The sequence below is a fragment of the Halomonas sp. AOP43-A1-21 genome, assembly GCF_052376775.1.
Classification (GTDB): domain Bacteria; phylum Pseudomonadota; class Gammaproteobacteria; order Pseudomonadales; family Halomonadaceae; genus Vreelandella; species Vreelandella colorata.
Window position 1 is genome coordinate 37,352 of sequence record NZ_JBQSWC010000022.1, and the last position, 16,935, is coordinate 54,286.

14 protein-coding genes and 1 riboswitch are annotated in these 16,935 nt (G+C 53.7%); of the genes, 7 read left to right on the forward strand and 7 right to left on the reverse strand.

The features are described from left to right. Positions 1-44 precede the first annotated feature (44 nt). The 3 genes from ACT3R7_RS13165 to ACT3R7_RS13175 all read left to right on the forward strand — a co-directional run bounded on the left by ACT3R7_RS13165 (position 45) and on the right by ACT3R7_RS13175 (position 1,692). Entirely contained in the window at positions 45-992 is a 948-nt protein-coding gene (locus ACT3R7_RS13165) for a D-2-hydroxyacid dehydrogenase family protein (RefSeq protein ID WP_193091230.1), read from the forward strand. 71 nt (positions 993-1,063) lie between these two features. Next, positions 1,064-1,480, forward strand: coding sequence for an alternative ribosome rescue aminoacyl-tRNA hydrolase ArfB (arfB, locus tag ACT3R7_RS13170; protein ID WP_192536894.1), 417 nt, complete (start codon positions 1,064-1,066; stop codon positions 1,478-1,480). Positions 1,481-1,506: 26 nt separating this feature from the next. Further along, positions 1,507-1,692 (forward strand): DUF1289 domain-containing protein, encoded by a 186-nt coding sequence (locus ACT3R7_RS13175; protein WP_192536893.1) that lies wholly within the window; start codon positions 1,507-1,509, stop codon positions 1,690-1,692. Here ACT3R7_RS13175 and ACT3R7_RS13180 read toward each other — a convergent pair. From ACT3R7_RS13180 to ACT3R7_RS13200, 5 genes are all read right to left on the reverse strand, one after another. Next, positions 1,689-2,744, reverse strand: a complete 1,056-nt coding sequence (locus tag ACT3R7_RS13180; protein ID WP_193091229.1) for a proline racemase family protein — start codon at positions 2,742-2,744, stop codon at positions 1,689-1,691. The two genes, ACT3R7_RS13175 and ACT3R7_RS13180, sit on opposite strands and share 4 nt — an antisense overlap. Beyond that, positions 2,741-3,919 carry an alcohol dehydrogenase catalytic domain-containing protein gene (locus tag ACT3R7_RS13185; protein ID WP_193091228.1) on the reverse strand — a complete coding sequence of 393 codons (1,179 nt, stop codon included), beginning with the start codon at positions 3,917-3,919 and terminating at the stop codon, positions 2,741-2,743. The genes ACT3R7_RS13180 and ACT3R7_RS13185 overlap by 4 nt, the downstream gene beginning before the upstream one ends. A gap of 81 nt (positions 3,920-4,000) precedes the next feature. Then, positions 4,001-4,969 (reverse strand): magnesium/cobalt transporter CorA, encoded by a 969-nt coding sequence (corA, locus tag ACT3R7_RS13190; RefSeq protein ID WP_192536890.1) that lies wholly within the window; start codon positions 4,967-4,969, stop codon positions 4,001-4,003. 109 nt (positions 4,970-5,078) lie between these two features. Beyond that, positions 5,079-6,482, reverse strand: a complete 1,404-nt coding sequence (locus ACT3R7_RS13195; protein ID WP_193091227.1) for a sensor domain-containing diguanylate cyclase — start codon at positions 6,480-6,482, stop codon at positions 5,079-5,081. Between the two features lie 55 nt (positions 6,483-6,537). Continuing rightward, positions 6,538-7,923 carry an SLC5/6 family protein gene (locus ACT3R7_RS13200; RefSeq protein ID WP_193091226.1) on the reverse strand — a complete coding sequence of 462 codons (1,386 nt, stop codon included), beginning with the start codon at positions 7,921-7,923 and terminating at the stop codon, positions 6,538-6,540. Next, positions 7,913-8,015: riboswitch (TPP riboswitch) on the reverse strand. (Overlaps the previous gene by 11 nt.) A 289-nt stretch (positions 8,016-8,304) precedes the next feature. Here ACT3R7_RS13200 and ACT3R7_RS13205 point away from each other — a divergent pair. Beyond that, positions 8,305-8,997 carry a hypothetical protein gene (locus ACT3R7_RS13205; RefSeq protein WP_192536887.1) on the forward strand — a complete coding sequence of 231 codons (693 nt, stop codon included), beginning with the start codon at positions 8,305-8,307 and terminating at the stop codon, positions 8,995-8,997. Positions 8,998-9,128: 131 nt separating this feature from the next. Here ACT3R7_RS13205 and ACT3R7_RS13210 read toward each other — a convergent pair whose 3' ends face one another. Further along, the gene (locus ACT3R7_RS13210; RefSeq protein ID WP_192536886.1) at positions 9,129-10,628 is read right to left on the reverse strand and encodes a CoA-acylating methylmalonate-semialdehyde dehydrogenase; all 1,500 of its coding nucleotides are present in this window, start codon (positions 10,626-10,628) and stop codon (positions 9,129-9,131) included. A gap of 227 nt (positions 10,629-10,855) precedes the next feature. Between ACT3R7_RS13210 and ACT3R7_RS13215 the strand changes: the two genes are divergently transcribed. Next, positions 10,856-11,245 carry a hypothetical protein gene (locus ACT3R7_RS13215; RefSeq protein WP_192536885.1) on the forward strand — a complete coding sequence of 130 codons (390 nt, stop codon included), beginning with the start codon at positions 10,856-10,858 and terminating at the stop codon, positions 11,243-11,245. Between the two features lie 87 nt (positions 11,246-11,332). After that, positions 11,333-13,072, forward strand: a complete 1,740-nt coding sequence (locus ACT3R7_RS13220; protein WP_193091225.1) for a potassium/proton antiporter — start codon at positions 11,333-11,335, stop codon at positions 13,070-13,072. 73 nt (positions 13,073-13,145) lie between these two features. On the opposite strand, the gene ACT3R7_RS13225 is transcribed toward ACT3R7_RS13220, so the two are convergent. Continuing rightward, positions 13,146-13,853 (reverse strand): DUF3581 family protein, encoded by a 708-nt coding sequence (locus ACT3R7_RS13225; protein ID WP_192536883.1) that lies wholly within the window; start codon positions 13,851-13,853, stop codon positions 13,146-13,148. A 108-nt stretch (positions 13,854-13,961) separates the two neighbouring features. On the opposite strand from ACT3R7_RS13225, the gene ACT3R7_RS13230 reads away from it, so the two are divergent. Next, on the forward strand, positions 13,962-16,925 hold the full coding sequence (locus tag ACT3R7_RS13230) for a translocation/assembly module TamB domain-containing protein (RefSeq protein ID WP_193091224.1): 2,964 nt from the start codon (positions 13,962-13,964) through the stop codon (positions 16,923-16,925). Positions 16,926-16,935 lie beyond the last annotated feature (10 nt).

Below are 16,935 nucleotides of genomic sequence, written 5' to 3' on the forward strand. Positions count from 1 at the left end.
GGCGCTGCGTTTATGATGATGTTACACCGACCAAGGACCTGCCAATGAAGATCGTGATTGCCGATGATTATCAGGACTGTGTGCGTCACCTTAATGCCTTTGCTGCACTGAGCAGGCATGACGTAACGGTTTATCACGATACGCTGACCGATCTGGAGGCGCTAGTCGAACGCTTTCAGACAGCAGATGCGTTAGTACTCATCCGTGAGCGTACTCCTATCACTGCAGAGCTCCTGGAACGCTTACCCAACTTAAAAGTGATTAGCCAAACCGGCGGCGGCGCAGCCCATGTGGATCTCAAGGCCTGCCAGCGCCGTGGCATCACGGTAATGGCGGGTAAAGGCTCACCCTACGCGGCAGCTGAATTGACTTGGGGGCTGATCCTATCAGCCATGCGTCACATACCTGAAGAAGTAGCCAACCTTAAAGCTGGCCACTGGCAGCAAACGCTAGGTACCGGGCTGAAGGGACGCACATTGGGGATTTTCGGTTTCGGAAAAATAGGCAGCCTAGTGGCCCGCTACGCCCAGGCATTCGAGATGAACGTGCTGGTATGGGGCCGCGAAAGCACTCAGGCACGCGCGCTTGAGGCGGGTTTAACGGTTGCCGAGAGCCAGGATGATCTTTTTCAACGCGCCGATGTGCTGAGCTTACACCTGCGCCTGAATGATGAGACCCGCGGTATAGTCACTGCACATCACCTTGCCCGCATGAACCCCACCGCCCTTCTGGTCAACACCAGCCGCGCACCGTTAATTGCCCCAGGCGCTTTGGTCAGTGCCCTAAAGGCAGGCAGGCCCGGGCGTGCGGCGGTCGATGTTTTCGACAGTGAACCCACGCATGATGATCCGCTCATTCAACTGCCCAATTGCCTGGCGACCCCTCACGTGGGTTATGTCGAAAAAGATAGCTATGAGCTTTATTTCGGCGATGCCTTTGCAAATTTAAATGCCTTTATTAGCGGTGAGCCGGTCACTAACCTCGCCTCTTGACCCCCGCGGTTGCACGCTCCTCTGTGTTAACTGTGCTAGCCTTATAACTCACGTGTGACACAGAGGACTGGATGCTCACTATTTCCAACCATGTTGCCCTCGCCGACTGGGAAATCGATATTAGCCAAATCCGAGCCCAGGGTGCTGGTGGCCAGAATGTCAACAAAGTGGCGTCAGCGGTGCATTTACGCTTTGATATTTTACGCTCTACGCTGCCTGCGTTTTATAAAGAACGTTTGATGGCGCTTAATGATCAGCGCATCAGTAAAGAGGGCGTGGTAATTATCAAGGCGCAAAGCTATCGCACGCTGGAGCTTAATAAAGAAGACGCCCTTACGCGCTTGAAAGAACTGATCATCAGTGCGACCAAGCAGCAGAAAGTACGCCGTCCTACTAAGCCGACAAAAGGCTCCCAGCGACGCCGTGTTGACCATAAAACCCGCAAAGGCAAAATCAAATCGCTACGTGGTAAGGTTTCCACTTCATAAGCGTTACACAGTATATTGAGCCTCGCATGACAATTGTTTCCCGACCGCTTTCCCCCTGCATTCAGCACTGCCAGTTAGACCCGGCAAACACATGTCAGGGTTGTGGACGCACGCTGGATGAAATTGCCTATTGGAGCCAAATGACCGAGGCCGAAAAGGCCCCGGTATGGGAGCGCTTAGAAGCGAAGGGGTATATAGCGAGCCGAGGCTAGCTACCCGACTTAGCGGCATGGCGGTCGCTCAAAATATGGTGCAACTCACCACAGGCCACCAGCGGGTCATCACAGTTAATCACGATATCCGACTGAGCAAGCACGTAGCTGCGTCCGGTAATTGTGTTTTCAACGACCTGATACGCGCCTTCCTGATGCGTTCCGGTAAACGTACCAATAAATCCGGTTTCACGCAGCGACACTGTTTCAAGCTTATCGCCTACGTTGAGGCGGCCTTCATAGTTCATCAGCGCTAAACGGGCGGAAGTACCCGTCCCGGTGGTACTGCGGCAAATCACGCCTGGGTGCACGTAGGTTGTTGAGCGCGAGCGAAAATAGCCCTCACCCACCTGCTCTTCAGGCCCCATAAAGTGCAAAAACGGTAGCGGGCCGACATCGCCCAGCGTGTAGTGTGAAAAACCGCGCTGGGCTTGCAGTGCTTCCACGATTTTATGCGCGCAGGCTGAAAGTGCCTGCTCTTCTTCGCGAATCAGCTTAAAGCCAAGCTCGGTGGCGTCCACTAGCGCGTAAAAGCCGCCACTATAGGCAATGGAGTACGTCACTGCGCCGATACCCGGCACCTGAATCGTATCGCGGTAGGTATCAATATAGCTTGGCAGGCCTTCGCAGGTAACCGACTCCACCACCCCGTTATGCACGCGCGCCTCTATGTGTACCAGGCCTGCCGGCGCTTCCAGAGCAAAGCGCTGGATACCTTCCTGCTTGGGCACGATGCCAGCCTCAAGCACGGCGGTAGCAGTACATAACGTGTTGGAGCCTGAATAGATCGGATAGCCCATCACTTCCATAATAATGTAGCCCACCGCTGCCTCAGGATGTGTAGCGGGTACCAGCAGATCGACCGACATTTCTGGAATACCGTAAGGTTCTTCCAACAGCAGCCTGCGCAGGCCATCGGCATCGTCGCGCAGGTACTCCATTTGTTCCCGTACGGTCGCCCCCGGCAGGGCATCAATCCCTCCCGTTACAATCCGGCTAACATCGCCGCCTGCATGGGTATCCATCAATTGAAGTGTATGGATATTTTTCAAGGGCGTTGCTCCTGAGCGTTCGTTAGGGCAAAAGGAGCGCCATGGGCGTCCCACTGCGCATCGGGCACGATGACGATCTTACCGAGATAATTGCTGCCTCGATTAACAAAATAGCGTTCGGCGGCATGCAGCTCTGAAAGCTTGAAAGCGGCGTGAAGGACCGGCTTGAGCTCACCATGGCGAATCCAATCAATAAGCTGTTCGGCTTCTTCCCGGGTACCGTGAGAAACGCCAAATATCTGGACCTGATAAAGGTAAATACGCGTCCACATGATTTCGCTAAGGTTACCGCCACTCGCGCCTGCAATTGAAAGACGTGGGTAGGTTTGGCGGCTCTGCATATCGACAATCATGGTGTCGATAAACAAATCGGTCATATCACCACCGACTAAATCCATCACCGCGTCAATCGGCTTACCGCTGGTAGTGGCCAGCACCCGATCCACAAACGTAGGCAGGTCGCCGCGGTCAATCACCGCTTCGGCGCCTAGCGCCAGCAGCGCATCGGCTTTATCGGGCTGGCTAACCGCATAGGGAATGGCCCCGACAATACGGCAAAGCTGAATCAATGCGGTGCCCACACCGCCACTTGCACCGCTTACCAGCACGCGCTCGCCCGCTTCGACCTGGGCCGATGTCATCATGTGATAGGCCGTCTGGTAGGAGCACATGCCCATGGACGCAAGCTCGGCGTCATGCAGTTTAGGATTAACGACATGGTGAAACTGGTCTGACGGTACGGCAACATATTCAGCGTAGCCGCCGTCAGCACCATGGCCATAGTAATCCGGGGTCAGGTTGATGTCCCGACGCTCATCGGCATAGATATTGAAATCAAGCAGACCCCGCTGACCGATTCGCCCGGCATCCACGCCTTCGCCCACTGCCACAATCCGCCCCGCCACGTCAGCCCCCTGAATGCGCGGGAAGGTTAACGTGGGTGTACCGCCCATAGCGAAAGAAGTAACGTCGCCCTTCTCCTTGGTGGGATAAAGGCCTTCGCGGGCTTTGCGGTCGGTATTGTTTTTCGCAGTCGCCGTTATCTGAACCAGAACATCACCCGGCCCAGGCTTGGGAGTCTCGACGTCTTCTCGGTAATGCAGCTCTTCAATGCCACCATGCCCAGTCAAGAGCATGGCAGCCATCGTGGTAGGAACAGCAGCAGATTCAGTCATTGGGCAGGCTCCCTAATGCAAAGGAATAAGGTAACTGCTCGACCATAACAAACTCTGGCCGCTGCTTAAAAGCCTACTGAACTAGAACCAGCCTCTTCGCTTGAATAGCCAAATCAGCACCACAGCCATCCCGACCATGGCGCCCCATACAAAGAAGTAGCCGTAGCGATAGCCCAGTTCCGGCATGTACTCAAAGTTCATCCCGTAGATACCGGCAATAAACGTTAAGGGGACAAAAATCGCGGTAATCACCGTTAGAACACGCATGGTGATATTAAGCTGGTGCGATGAAATGGAAATATAGCCGTCGACCAAATCGCCGCAAATGTCGTAATACATCTGAGTCAGCGTATAAAGCCGTTCAAAACGTTCGGCCACATCGTTAATGGCATGCAGCGTTTCGCTTTCTTCGCGGGGAAGATGCTGATAGTCGTAGGCCGTTAACTCTTGGGTAATCCCTTTATGATAGTTAAACACGCGGCGCATTTTGACCAATCGAGAACGATAAGTAGTAATCTTACGCATTAATACGTCGTTACCGTTTGCGAGCAGCTCATCCTCTAAATCGCTCAGTTCCGACTCAAACTCAAGCAGACTATCGATATAGTAGCCGGCTGAGGTATACATGATTTTTAACGCTACCTGCTCAGGCGACTTGGCTAAGAGTGCCTTACCATGCTCTTTTAACAATCGCTCAACGCTCATGGCAAGGCCTGAATGTAGCGTGACTAAAAAGCGCTCGCCGATAAAAAAGCACACCTGCTGAGGGACAAAATTAAGCTGGGCATCAAATGAAGAGATACCCCGGTAGACAATCAGCGTGTGATTATCGAATTCTTCGATTTTAGGCGGCAGGCGCTCTTTATGAGCATCCTGTATCGCCAGTGGGTGACACTCAAATTTTTCCAGCAGGCGCTCGACCGTCTCTTCGTCTTCGCCCTGCATATCTATCCAAATGTGGCTATCGGGTATTGTTTGCCACGTCGCAAAGAGCTGCTCGTCGCCTTCGTAAGTGGTGCCATCGGGTGTTGTCACAATGCTGCGAATCATACTCTTCCTTGAATTCTTTAAAATAATACGCAGCTTACGCGATGCGTACCTTTGATATGCGTACCTTTGATATGCGTACCTTTGATATGCGTACCTTTGATATACGTAGCTATGATATGCATACCTGAGCTTTACCCGCGCGTTTTGCTTCATACATCGCAACATCGGCACGTTTAAGGAGTTCTTGCGCCGTTTCATCTGCGCCCGGCGTATAAACCGCAACGCCAATGCTAGTACTTACGGTTAACACGGCCTTACCAATGAGCAGCGGCTGTTCAATAGTATGAATGAGCTTTTGCGCTATAGGTTTGATCGCATCCAGCGCAACGCCCTCAAGCAGCAGAACAAACTCATCCCCGGCCCAACGTACAACAAAGTCGGTTTCCCGGGCAGAGGCCGTTAATCGCTTGGCTATTTCGCGTAGCAGCTCATCGCCAACCGCGTGGCCATAATTATCATTAACCTGCTTAAAACTATCCAGATCCATAAACAGTACGGCTAACGGCTTTTGTGAGCGTCGCACACGAGCCATAGCGTCAGGCAAGCGTTCGTCCAGCGCCCGGCGATTGGCCAACTTGGTTAGTACATCTTCGCGCGCCTGCTGGTCACGCAAGCGTTCAAGCTGCTGGCGTTCGCTGATATCGTGGATAAACAGACTACGCCACTGCCTACTGTGAAAAGAGAGCGATTTAAAGCGAATCTCAACCGGTAAGCGACTGCCATCTGATCGGTGTGCTAAATGAGTCACCGGTCCTTTTTCAGCCTCACAGGGTAAGCCATCAGGCAGTATAAGCTGGCTAATCGGCTTGCCCAATGCCTGCTCGCGCGACCAACCAAACATGGTGGTGGCAGCTAAATTCCAGTCCAATACGCAGTCGTTTGCATCAACGCTCACATAGGCGTCGTAAGCGGTTTCAATGACCAATTTAAGCTCATGTGTACGCTGTTCGATTTGCTGTTCAAGACTATGATGAAGTTTAATCAGGGCTTCCTGAGAGGCCTCTTTTTGTTTCTTCTCACGATTGAGTCGCTCACGCAGCTGGATTTCCTCAGTCACGATATCGGCAAGATCCTGCAACGTGGAAAAATCGCTTTTACTGAGTTTTCGTGGTTTGGTATCTATCGTACAGAGAGTGCCTAGCACCAGTCCCTTGGTGGTTTTTAGCGGTATTCCTGCGTAGAAACGTACCCCATTAGGCTTAGCCACCAGTGGGTTCTGCGCAAATCGGCTATCAAGACAGGCATCCTCAACGACCAAAGGGGCAGATTCGGCAACTGGGTAGGCGCAAAAAGCGATATCACGTGGCGTCTCAAGCACATCCAGACCAACACGTGATTTAAACCACTGGCGTTTGGCATCAATCAGGGTAATCGTGACACCAGGCACATTAAGCAGCCTCGCGGCAAGCCGGGTAATACGGTCAAACACTGGCTCGCTGGGCGTATCGAGCAGTTTAAGCTCGTAAAGCGCCTCTAGGCGTGCTTTCTCATCTGACGGTATAGGATAACTCATTTAATACTTCACCCAGGTCGGTAGGTGTTTTGTCCATCATAGCGTGAAATAATTTTCACTGCCCAACCGCCTTATTGCTCGTCACATACGCGAGCACCACGCTTACCGTAGTGGAAGCTAACAACGCTCCTAAAAACGGGCCGAGCGTGGGAACGCTATTGGGGAAGCTTGCAGCCATTATACCGGCACTTAGGCTTTCTTGACCTATCCATCCCGGCAAGATAGCGCCCATTAGTCCAGCCAAACCGCCACCAATAGCCGCAAGCGGCGTCATGCGTTGCCATAAACCGAGTAGAACAGGCACGACAATGGCGGCGCACAGTAAATCGGCAATTAAAAAAAGGCGTAGGATCGACAACCCCTGAAGCGCGACAATCACCACCGGCACCATAAGTAAGACGGTCATCCAACGCGTGAGAGTGATGGAAACACCAGGCTTTTCGCTGCGCGACACAATCAGCGAGGCAATACCACTTTGCAGCGTATCCACACTCGATGCCACCAGCGTGACCGCCAGCACCAGGGCTACCATGGCTACCCAAGAGGGCACGTTATTCAATAGCGCAAAAAAAGGCATCGGGGGCTCACCAAGCGCTATTCCACTCATGGCCGCCACCATGCCCAAACCGCCAATCACCATTACGATGATCACCGTGGCAATTCCGCCCATCCAGGCGCCCCGCCCCAGGCTTTGATTATCACGCGCAGCCCATACTCGCTGCCAATAGCCCTGGTGAAACAGGTTGGCCGCAGTGACCGCAATCACCAGCGTTAACGACACACTAAGTGCACTGGATGTGGGAATGGAGGGCAGCACCGCACCACTGGGCATTGCGGGCAGGTGCCACAGGGTGACGCTTGAAACGATCATCAACAGGGCAACCAGTAGCCACGCCTGCCAGCGGTCGGTCGCAAGGCTTGCGCGCAGCCCGCCGCTTACCGTGTAAAGTAGTGTAGCGAGGGTAACGCCAATGATCACCCAGTTCGGCGGCACGTCAGATAGCAGTGACGTAATCGCCCCAATGGCGGTTAATTCAGCGGCCAAAAAACACGCCATGTATACCACCGAAACCAGCGTTACCCAGTGGCGAACGCCCCGGCCATAGCAAGCGTCGGCAAACTCCGCGATGCTGCGTCCCTCGGGCAAAGCGCGGCGAATAGCCGGCCCATAGAGGCCAAGGACGATAAACGGAAGCGAAGAGCCAAGAGCGTAACCTGCCAGTGCCAACGGGCCGGCAAAGGCGCCAATTTCTGGCGGCGCAAATAATATCCATGCCCCCATCCCAGAGGCAACAAAAGAGAGCCCTAGCGTAGTGCTGGTTTGTGAGTTTCGCGCGGTGACATAGTCATCTAGTGAGCCTTTTCGCCCACGGGCTTTAAAGCCTAAAAATGCAAAGCAGCAGAGCGCCGCGCCTAGCATGGCTGACGTTAGGTATGGCATGTCGCACTTCCTCCGCCGGTTCTAACCGGATCAGGTTCCAGGGTCTGCAACAGCATTCTCAGCCACACAATGTGGCTCCCCTGGCGACAGTGAATTGAGAGCGTATCCTGATTGAAATTCAACGAACCGTCAAAACTGAGTGACAATGTTCCCCACTCGCGCCTGCGGCTATGTATGCTATGCGCTAAATAGCTAGAATGAAAAGGGCTTACTTCTCCTATTCATTCGCTACAACGTTGCTTAAACTAATAAAAATTTGGAGTATTACCTGCATAGCGGCGTTGCCGCATAAAACTGGCTTACTGCCGTTCGCGCCATAACAACCATCAATGCCAAAAGCGCCGTGTGAATATACCTATGGCGCGCGCATAGGAAATTGCCATGTCGTATACCGAAGCCAAAGAGCATACCCAAGGTCGGCTCCATACTCTATTTGCTGATCCTTATCGTGCATTTGAAAACAACACCGATGAGCGCCAGCTTCACGTTCGTGTAATGCTTTATATGCTGTTGGCGCGACCGATGGCACGCGGTGACATGACGCTTCGCGTCATTCATGGCTGGGAAAACGGTGGTTTTGAACCAGACGACCTACAGCATGCCGACTACGCTTTGCATGATCTGGCTGATTTTAAGCGGGTTGTAAAATACTTTGAGAAGGCCGCGCAACAAAATGTCCCTCTCCCGTCAGAAAACCCGACCGTTCTAGCAGACCCTCTCGCCCATGCTATCGCCGACGCCAAAGCTGAAGGGCAAATGCTTGCCGATGATATACGCACAATGCCAGCAAGCTGGCCCGCCTTTGAAGGCGGGCTCGCCCTTTATACGCTGTTTAAAATGTATCACCGCTTGGTATATGGGGAAGACGATGTCTACCGCTGCTCACAGTGCAAAACTCCGCACGGCCCCCGTGAAATCCATGAGTTTCATCTGGAAGAGGGTGAGTTTGCACTGTTGGTGCCGCTTAGCGGGCAGGTAAAAGCGTCGCCCTCGCTACTGGTTCTGCATGAGAGCCAGCTTAACCCCATTGAAAAGCTGCTTGAGGAAAGCTTCAACCTGCTGCAGGACTTTTAAGACACTCTATACCAGCACGGGCTCCTAAAAAGGAGCCCGTGATATCTAGTTAAACGCTGTCAGGCTTGGCTAAGCGTCAGCGCAATCATAAGCCCAAGCACAATGGCTTCTGACTTGATGAAACATAGCTTCTAGCTTAATGAGATAGTGCTATTGATGCCGCTGGAAACATTTTCAGGCTCAAACCAGCGCGCGGTTACTGTTTTGGTTTGTGTCCAAAACGCAATAGCCTGCTTACCGTTAGGCCCTAGATCGCCCAGTTTTGAGGCCCTTGAGCCGGTAAAGCTAAAATAAGCAACCGGCACCGGAATCGGCACGTTAATTCCCACCTGCCCCACATCAATATCCGTTTCAAAACGCCGCGCCACCCAGCCGGAGTTAGTGAAGATAGAAGTGCCGTTGCCGTTAGGGTTGGCATTGATAAACGCAATCGCCTCATCAAGCGTTTCCACATTGACTACGCAAAGTACGGGGCCAAAAATCTCTTCACGGTAAATGGTCATCTCCGCCGTCACGTCGGTAAAGAGCGTCGGTCCGACAAAGTTGCCCTTTGGGTAGCCCTCTACTTGGCAGTTGCGCCCATCAACCAGCAAATTGGCGCCTTCCTTTTCGCCCGCCTCAATTAAACGCAGCACACGATCCCTAGCAGCGGTTGATACGAGTGGCCCTAAATCGGCATCCTGCTGAGTGCCTGGGCCGACTTTCATCTGGCGCGCGGCTTCCACGATATCGTCAATCCACTGGCGCGCCTCACCGACCAGCACTAAGACGGAATTGGCCATACAGCGCTGTCCGGCGGCGCCAAACGCCGACCCCAGCAGGTTATTAATCGCCTGGCTGCGATTCGCATCAGGCATCACTACACAGTGATTTTTCGCGCCCATCATGGCTTGCATGCGCTTGCCTGCATCGCCCGCCCGCTTGTAAAGCAGCGACCCCACATGGGTTGAACCAATAAATGAAAGGGCTTTGATCGTTGGGTGATCAGCGATCTGATTGGCAACCTCGGGACCGCCATGCACGACGTTTAACACGCCCGGCGGCACCCCCGCTTCATGGGCCAACTCCACCAGACGCATGGTAGAGCTGGGATCCTGCTCGGAGGGTTTCAAGACAAACGTATTGCCCGTGGCAATGGCCAGCGGAAACATGAAGCAAGGCAGCATAATGGGGAAATTAAACGCGGTAATACCCGCACCGACACCTAGCGGCTGGTGAAGCGTATAGACATCTACTTCACTAGCGGCGTTTGCAGCCACTTCGCCTAGCTGAAGCGAGGTAATCGAGCAGGCATGCTCAACCACTTCTAACCCGCGCCCCACTTCGCCTTTAGCATCCGGTAGCGTCTTGCCATGCTCTTCGGTGATTAAAGCGGCCAGCTCATCGGTATTATCCCGAATCAACGCCTGTAGGGTCAGCATGATACGCATACGTTTGCCAAGCGGGACGTTGCGCCACTCTTTAAAGGCCTCCTGCGCACTGGCAATCGCGCGCTCTACCTCTTCTGCGGTACAAAAAGGTACCCGGGCCACCACTTCCTGAGTCGCTGGATTAACCACATCACGCCATTCCTGACTCTGTGACGGGACGGCCTGACCATCAATGATCATGGAAATTTCGCGAACGGCCATTGCGTTGCTCCTGTCTTATGATTGTTCGTTGTGGAGACAGTCATTATCACTGCCTTTGCGGTGTGAACAGGGTATAGCAGCAAGTTGACGTAAACGTCAATTAGCTATTAATGCAATTGCTGATTGGCAATGACACAGCACAAAAAGAAATCGTGAGCGTGCGCTTAACCGCTTGACCTGCCTTGCCAATAAAGGATGATAAAGCGTACGACGATGGAGATGGCGCTTTGCCTTATCAGAAACAAGCCTTCACTGCGGTGATTACCCACAAGCTGAGCCATGCCGGCCTGTGCATTCTGACCCTGCTGCTCTGGTGCGCCACTCCATCTTCTCCGGCCGCTATTGCTACCGGCGTCAACAGCTCATCCACGCATGCCGATCAGCGCGAAGCGCTGCTGCCGCTGGCCACACAGAGCCATTCATTACGAATTCGCGGCAGCAAGCCCCTGACCGCCGACACCAATGACGCGGAGACGGGCGATGCGGCCTTGCCTGCTTATGCAGCCCAGGTTGTCTTCGCCCGCTCAGGCAGTTGCACTCTGTCGCGTTCAATTACGCCACGGGCAGATAGCCTATCCATATGCCTTCCACCTAGCCGCGCGCCTCCGGCTGCCTAACCGATTAGGGTACTCTCAGAATTTCATTACTGCATGGCACCACGGTTTAACGCGGCGCCCATTTATATCGTTTGCTAGGAAGCGCGTATGTTTCAGGTGGATCAACTTATTTTAATGGCAGCGATCCTGCTGCTGATCGGCATAATCTCAAGCAAACTTTCGGCCCGCTTGGGTATGCCGGTGCTGGTTCTGTTCCTGGGAACCGGCATGCTGGCTGGGGAAGCGGGTATTGGCGGGATCAGCTTTGATAATCCTATTTTGGCACATGCCCTGGGTACCTTGGCGCTGGCCATGATTCTATTCGACGGCGGTCTACAAACGCCGATGGCTTCAATTCGCATGGTTTGGAAACCCGCATCCTTACTGGCAACGGTTGGGGTTCTCATTACATCAATGATTACAGGTGCAGCAGCGGCCTATATTCTTAATCTGCCGCTGCTCGATGGGTTATTGTTGGGCGCCATCGTAGGGTCGACCGATGCGGCGGCCGTTTTTTCGCTGCTACGTAATGCCGATATCCATATCAACAAACGGCTTAAGTCGACGCTTGAGATCGAAAGCGCCTCGAACGACCCTATGGCGATTTTCTTGACCATTGGACTGCTTGAAGTTCTGGTTAACGATATGCCGCTTGGCGTGGGCTTATTGAAGCTATTCGTGATGCAGATCGGGGTTGGCGGCGTCGTAGGTTTATTAGTGGGCTGGGCATCGGTTCAAATAATCAATCGCATCCAACTGGTAACCTCAGGGCTTTATCCCGTGCTGGTGGCAGCCTGTGGCCTATTTGCCTTTGGTGTCGCAGCTAATCTTGGGGGAAGCGGCTTTCTGGCGATCTTTGTGGCGGGGGTGATGATCGGTAACCGTCGCATCGCTTTTCAGCGCAGTACCTTCTTGTTTCATGATGGCTTGGCGTGGATGAGCCAGATCGTCATGTTCGTTGTGCTGGGCCTGCTTATCAATCCCATGTCACTGCTGGACGTATGGCTTGAAGGCCTGATGATCGCGGCCATTTTAATACTGGTGGCCCGTCCGCTTGCCGTGACGCCTATTCTTAAAATGTTCGGCTTTACCAACCGTGAAACCGGGTTGGTTGCCTGGGTAGGCCTACGTGGCTCAGTGCCCATTATTCTGGCTATATTTCCGCTGATCTTTGGCCTGGAAGGCGCGGAGCTTATCTTCAACGTGGTTTTCTTCGTGGTGTTAATCTCCGCGACCCTTCAAGGCACAACCCTTCCCTATGTGGCGCGTAAATTAGGCCTTACCGTCGCACCGCCCATTGTGCCTGCCGCAAGCCTTGAAATTACGGCACTGGAAGATGTTGACGCCGATATTGTGGAGTACCGCTTAGGCGATACCGCAAGGGCCGTCAATCGACGGTTATCGCAAATTGCGCTACCGGATGGCACGGTGGTGGCGATGATTACGCGCGGCAAGGATGTCATCCCACCGCGTGGCTCAACGCTACTTCAGGCAGGCGACCACCTGTTTGTCGTTTTACGTCCTGATATTAGGCCTTTTGTTAACTACGTGTTTGCCGAGGGCGCAAGTATTACCAGCGGCGAATTTCCTGATCAAACCTTACGCCTTAAGGGAAGCACCAGTGTCGGCGAAGTACTTCACTCGTATGGCCTTACGTTAGATGATGATATGACATGCACACTGGATAAGCTGTTGCATGAACGCCTGCCCGATAGCCCAAGCGAAGGCGATGAACTAGTACTAGGCGATGTGACGTTATCCGTACTGGGGGTACTCGAAGGGCGTATTACCACCATAGGCGTAACGAATATTCAACCAGCGCTTGTACCGACAAACATGCCAGGCTAACCGCTATGCGTAATAGCCACCTGCTCGGTGCAGGTGGCTATTGGCTTGAATAGAAACGCATCGCAAGAATTGTTTAAGCCGCTTCGTAAGCCGCTTTAAGCCGGTAGAACTCATCGACGATTGCCGCCATTTCGCTGGCGTCGTAATGACACAGGCCACTAACCACCAACTTCTTGGAGCCAACCCCTACCGCATCTCCCGCCGACTCAATGGAAAATTCAAGCAGCGCATCCGCCCGCTTACCCTGCACATCCAGCGAGGAGCGCGTTAACGCAAGATTGGGGTTAAACCCATCCAAACGCTCCAGCGAGAATCCCATGCTATCGTAAATAACCAGCGGGCGTTTGGGGTTAAACATGACCCCGTGCTGCTCCATTAACGGCTTTAAATAGTGCGGAAAGTTTTTTCCCGAAAAAGCCACATAGCAGCGCGCAAATGCTTCAATAGCGGTTTCATCCAAGGTTGTTTCACCACTGCGAACCACCTGCAGATAGCATTTGCCACTCTCGTCAGATACGTGTAGCTCACCGTTATCTGCTTCACTAAACAGCAGCGGCGTATCAGCACTCACCATATTGGTGAAGCGAAATTCCATTTGCCGCGACAACCCAAATTTGACGAGTATCAGTGCGAATAGCAAGTCACCAGGCACGCAGAAACGACGCGCATCCGGATTATGAATGGGGTTGTAATCGCCAGCCACGCCTTTAGCGAAACGGCTGGCCTGCTCAGCAGAGATCACGATGTACTCTCCGCGTTGCGCGTAAAAATCCTTGAACATGGCGTTTGCTGCCTGCCTAGCGTTGAAATCGAAAACCCATAACTGCCCAACGTCGCGCATAATGCCATAAAACACGCGCTAACAGGAGTCATCGGCCAGGAAGCGAGTATGCCAAACACGAATATTGCCAAAAAACGCTTACCACGCTTTGCATTAGCAACGCTAATTGGCGCCTTATTTATCGTCGCCATTTGGCTGATAGGCAGCTATTGGCTGCTTAATAGCCAGTGGCTACCCAACAAAATCTCCCAGTTCGAAGGCGTTGAGATTCGTTGGAGTCAAGGTGCCAGCCGCCACCCTGGGCGCTGGGAGGTAGAAAACCTGTACCTTTCACGTGAAGATGACGCGTTACCGATTAGCATTGAGGCCGAACGCGCCACGCTTACGCTGTCTTTATTATCGCTACTGCGCGGTGAACTACATATTCAGGCAATGGACGCAGAAGGCATTCGCCGCTTAACCATAGGCGATATTGCCCTTGAAGCTCAAGGCACATTGCGTGTATCGAACACAACGCTTAGCCGTGAGCGCCTGGCCGTCCCCGAAGCAACCCTTGCCATCACTGAAGGCCGCTTGGTACGGCTTAGCGACCAAATGACGCTGGTTAATGCGATTAACCTTGAGGCAACGGCATCGCTTGATGAGGTCACACCGACCGACCCGGCCACGGGCGAGCTTAACCCTGAGCTACTAGCCGCCCTTTCGGCAACGCTTGAGCTACGTGCCCAAGCAGATGCCTGGGACGTGTTCATGCCCTACCTGGATGCCCTTCCCTGGCTGTTTCTAAATGGCCGGGGCGAATTGACCGGCCATATTGCGCTAGCGTCAGGTACGCTTGAAGAAGGCAGCCAGCTGACCCTTGAAGCGCCTGAGTTACGCTTAACGCTAGACGAGCGCAAGCTTATTGAGCCAACGGCCCCGACCACCTGGGTGATCGCGGACGCCCCACCGCCCCGGCATTCCGCGACAGGCCAGGGAAACGTTCAACTTAGCGTGAGCGATAATCAGCTTCACTTTGCAACCCAGCTACAAGGCGTCACTCTGGCAGATACTCAAGCCTACGCCACTGATACCGCACTACGCCTGACCAGCAAGATCGCCAATCAGCGACTCGATCACTTAAGCTCGCCCACGGACGCCGAACTCACCCTGAAAGGCACCATCACGCGACTGGATATGCTGGACCGCTACCTGGCCGATACATTACAGGGCCAGGGGATTCGCTTATCAGGCAATGGCCGTCTAGAAGCCGATGTTAGTGTGCGTGATACCCAGCTCTATAATGCTCGCCTGTTTATTGACGCCGAAATGCTGGCGGCTGAAGCGTTGGATTTCAAGGCGCAAGGTAGCGGTACTCTTAATGCTGAGCTAACGGATGCCGCGAGCGTTGACGCCACGCTTCAATTTACCCAGGCAATGCTTAACCACCATGAGCGAACGCTACTTAACGACGCTACGATCGACCTGACCGCTCAAAGCCCCATCGACACGGCGCTAGCCCATGAACAGGCGACGGCCACTCTGACCTGGCAAGATGCGCGCATGCCCAGCATCAATGTACTGCAACCCTATTTGGCTAGCTACCTGCCGGATCCCGCACCGTTTCAGCTAATCAGCGGTCAAGCGCAAAGCAGTGGAGCGCTTGCCCTTACCGCTGATCAGCTGAGTGGAGAGCTTTTTTTATCGGGTAACGCACTTACCACCCGCTGGCAGCGTGATGAGCAGCGCACAACATTAACCAGCGACATGCAGCTTTCACTTTCACTTAAGCAGGCAATGACCGACGGCACGTCAATTGATATAAGCGACAGCCGTTTACGCTGGCAGGTCGCCGATGATACCCAGCCCAATGAACGCTTGGAAAGTATTCTGGTGCTGCGCGATGGTCGCTTTCAGCGGCGTGACGATACGCCCAGCGGGCAGTTTCAGCTGGAAGGCAGCGTGCAGCGCCTAGGCTTTTTAAACACCTTTTTGCCCGATGCCCATGGCGTATCGATTTCAGGCAACGGCCAGCTATTTGCCCAAGGGTCGTTTCGGGATAATCGTCTGCTGGCACCCACCCGGCTACGTATAAACGCCAATCAACTCGAAGTCGCGTTTTTGGATTACCTGGCGACGGGGCGTGGCGAGCTAACCGCACAAGTCGATAGCGCTGAACAGGCCCGGCTTTCCCTGGGAATTCCGCGTTTTTCGCTGCAGCGAAAAGATGATGACAGCCCCCACGTCGAGGGACGTCATTTCGCTTTAACCACCCAGACTAATCAGCTCAGCGAGGTGCTAATCTCACCGGAAGCAGAGCACTTCGTCACCCGGATTGCCCTACCGATTACCGACGTACCGGACTTTACCCGTTATAACCGCTACCTGCCCGAAAGCGCGGGAATTACGCTATTAGGTGGGCAGGCAAGCCTTACCAGCGAGTGGTTGCTAGATGGTTTAACCGCCCAAGGAGAGCTATCGCTGCGCGCGTTTGTCGCCGATATGGCGCTGCTTGATCAGCGCCTGCGAGGGGATTTGCATCTTTCCCTGACCCTTACGCAGGGTGATCTGGAAACACACCGCTTTACCGCCGACAACTCCTTTCTTCGCCTGGAAAATATTATCCGCCCAGGCGACAACGTCTCGGCGGATGCCGGCTGGTGGGTACAGATTTCCATGAATGAGGCCCAGCTAGACTGGGCAGACCCTGTGCGTTTAGTGAGCCAAGTAAGTCTTGAAATGCGCGATACGGGGCTACTTGCCAGGCTTTTTCTGGAACGGGCGCGTGAAAAGGAGTGGCTAGGCCGGCTACTCAGCGTACGCAATATCAGCGGCTCTGCCGAGCTTGCGATTAACGGTGATCGCGCAAGCCTCAACAACCTTACTCTTACCGGCGGCGCGTTACGACTGCTGGCGGATATCACTATGGCTGAGCGCAGTGCGAATGGCGCGCTCTATGCTCGGCTCGGCGCGCTGGGCGTCGCGGTGGAGCTGGTTGATAACCAGCCTGATTTACATATTTTACAGCCGCGCCGCTGGTTTGAACGCTGGCAGCAAGCCCAGTCACCTATCTCAGCCACCCCCACTCAATGACCCATATAAC

Excerpts from the sequence above, each read along its gene's own strand:
- ACT3R7_RS13165 (WP_193091230.1), top strand. The coding sequence starts at position 45 with ATGAAGATCGTGATTGCCGATGATTATCAGGACTGTGTGCGTCACCTT.
- arfB (WP_192536894.1), top strand. The coding sequence starts at position 1,064 with ATGCTCACTATTTCCAACCATGTTGCCCTCGCCGACTGGGAAATCGAT.
- ACT3R7_RS13175 (WP_192536893.1), top strand. The coding sequence starts at position 1,507 with ATGACAATTGTTTCCCGACCGCTTTCCCCCTGCATTCAGCACTGCCAG.
- ACT3R7_RS13185 (WP_193091228.1), bottom strand. The coding sequence starts at position 3,919 with ATGACTGAATCTGCTGCTGTTCCTACCACGATGGCTGCCATGCTCTTG.
- corA (WP_192536890.1), bottom strand. The coding sequence starts at position 4,969 with ATGATTCGCAGCATTGTGACAACACCCGATGGCACCACTTACGAAGGC.
- ACT3R7_RS13195 (WP_193091227.1), bottom strand. The coding sequence starts at position 6,482 with ATGAGTTATCCTATACCGTCAGATGAGAAAGCACGCCTAGAGGCGCTT.
- ACT3R7_RS13200 (WP_193091226.1), bottom strand. The coding sequence starts at position 7,923 with ATGCCATACCTAACGTCAGCCATGCTAGGCGCGGCGCTCTGCTGCTTT.
- ACT3R7_RS13205 (WP_192536887.1), top strand. The coding sequence starts at position 8,305 with ATGTCGTATACCGAAGCCAAAGAGCATACCCAAGGTCGGCTCCATACT.
- ACT3R7_RS13210 (WP_192536886.1), bottom strand. The coding sequence starts at position 10,628 with ATGGCCGTTCGCGAAATTTCCATGATCATTGATGGTCAGGCCGTCCCG.
- ACT3R7_RS13220 (WP_193091225.1), top strand. The coding sequence starts at position 11,333 with ATGTTTCAGGTGGATCAACTTATTTTAATGGCAGCGATCCTGCTGCTG.
- ACT3R7_RS13225 (WP_192536883.1), bottom strand. The coding sequence starts at position 13,853 with ATGTTCAAGGATTTTTACGCGCAACGCGGAGAGTACATCGTGATCTCT.
- ACT3R7_RS13230 (WP_193091224.1), top strand. The coding sequence starts at position 13,962 with ATGCCAAACACGAATATTGCCAAAAAACGCTTACCACGCTTTGCATTA.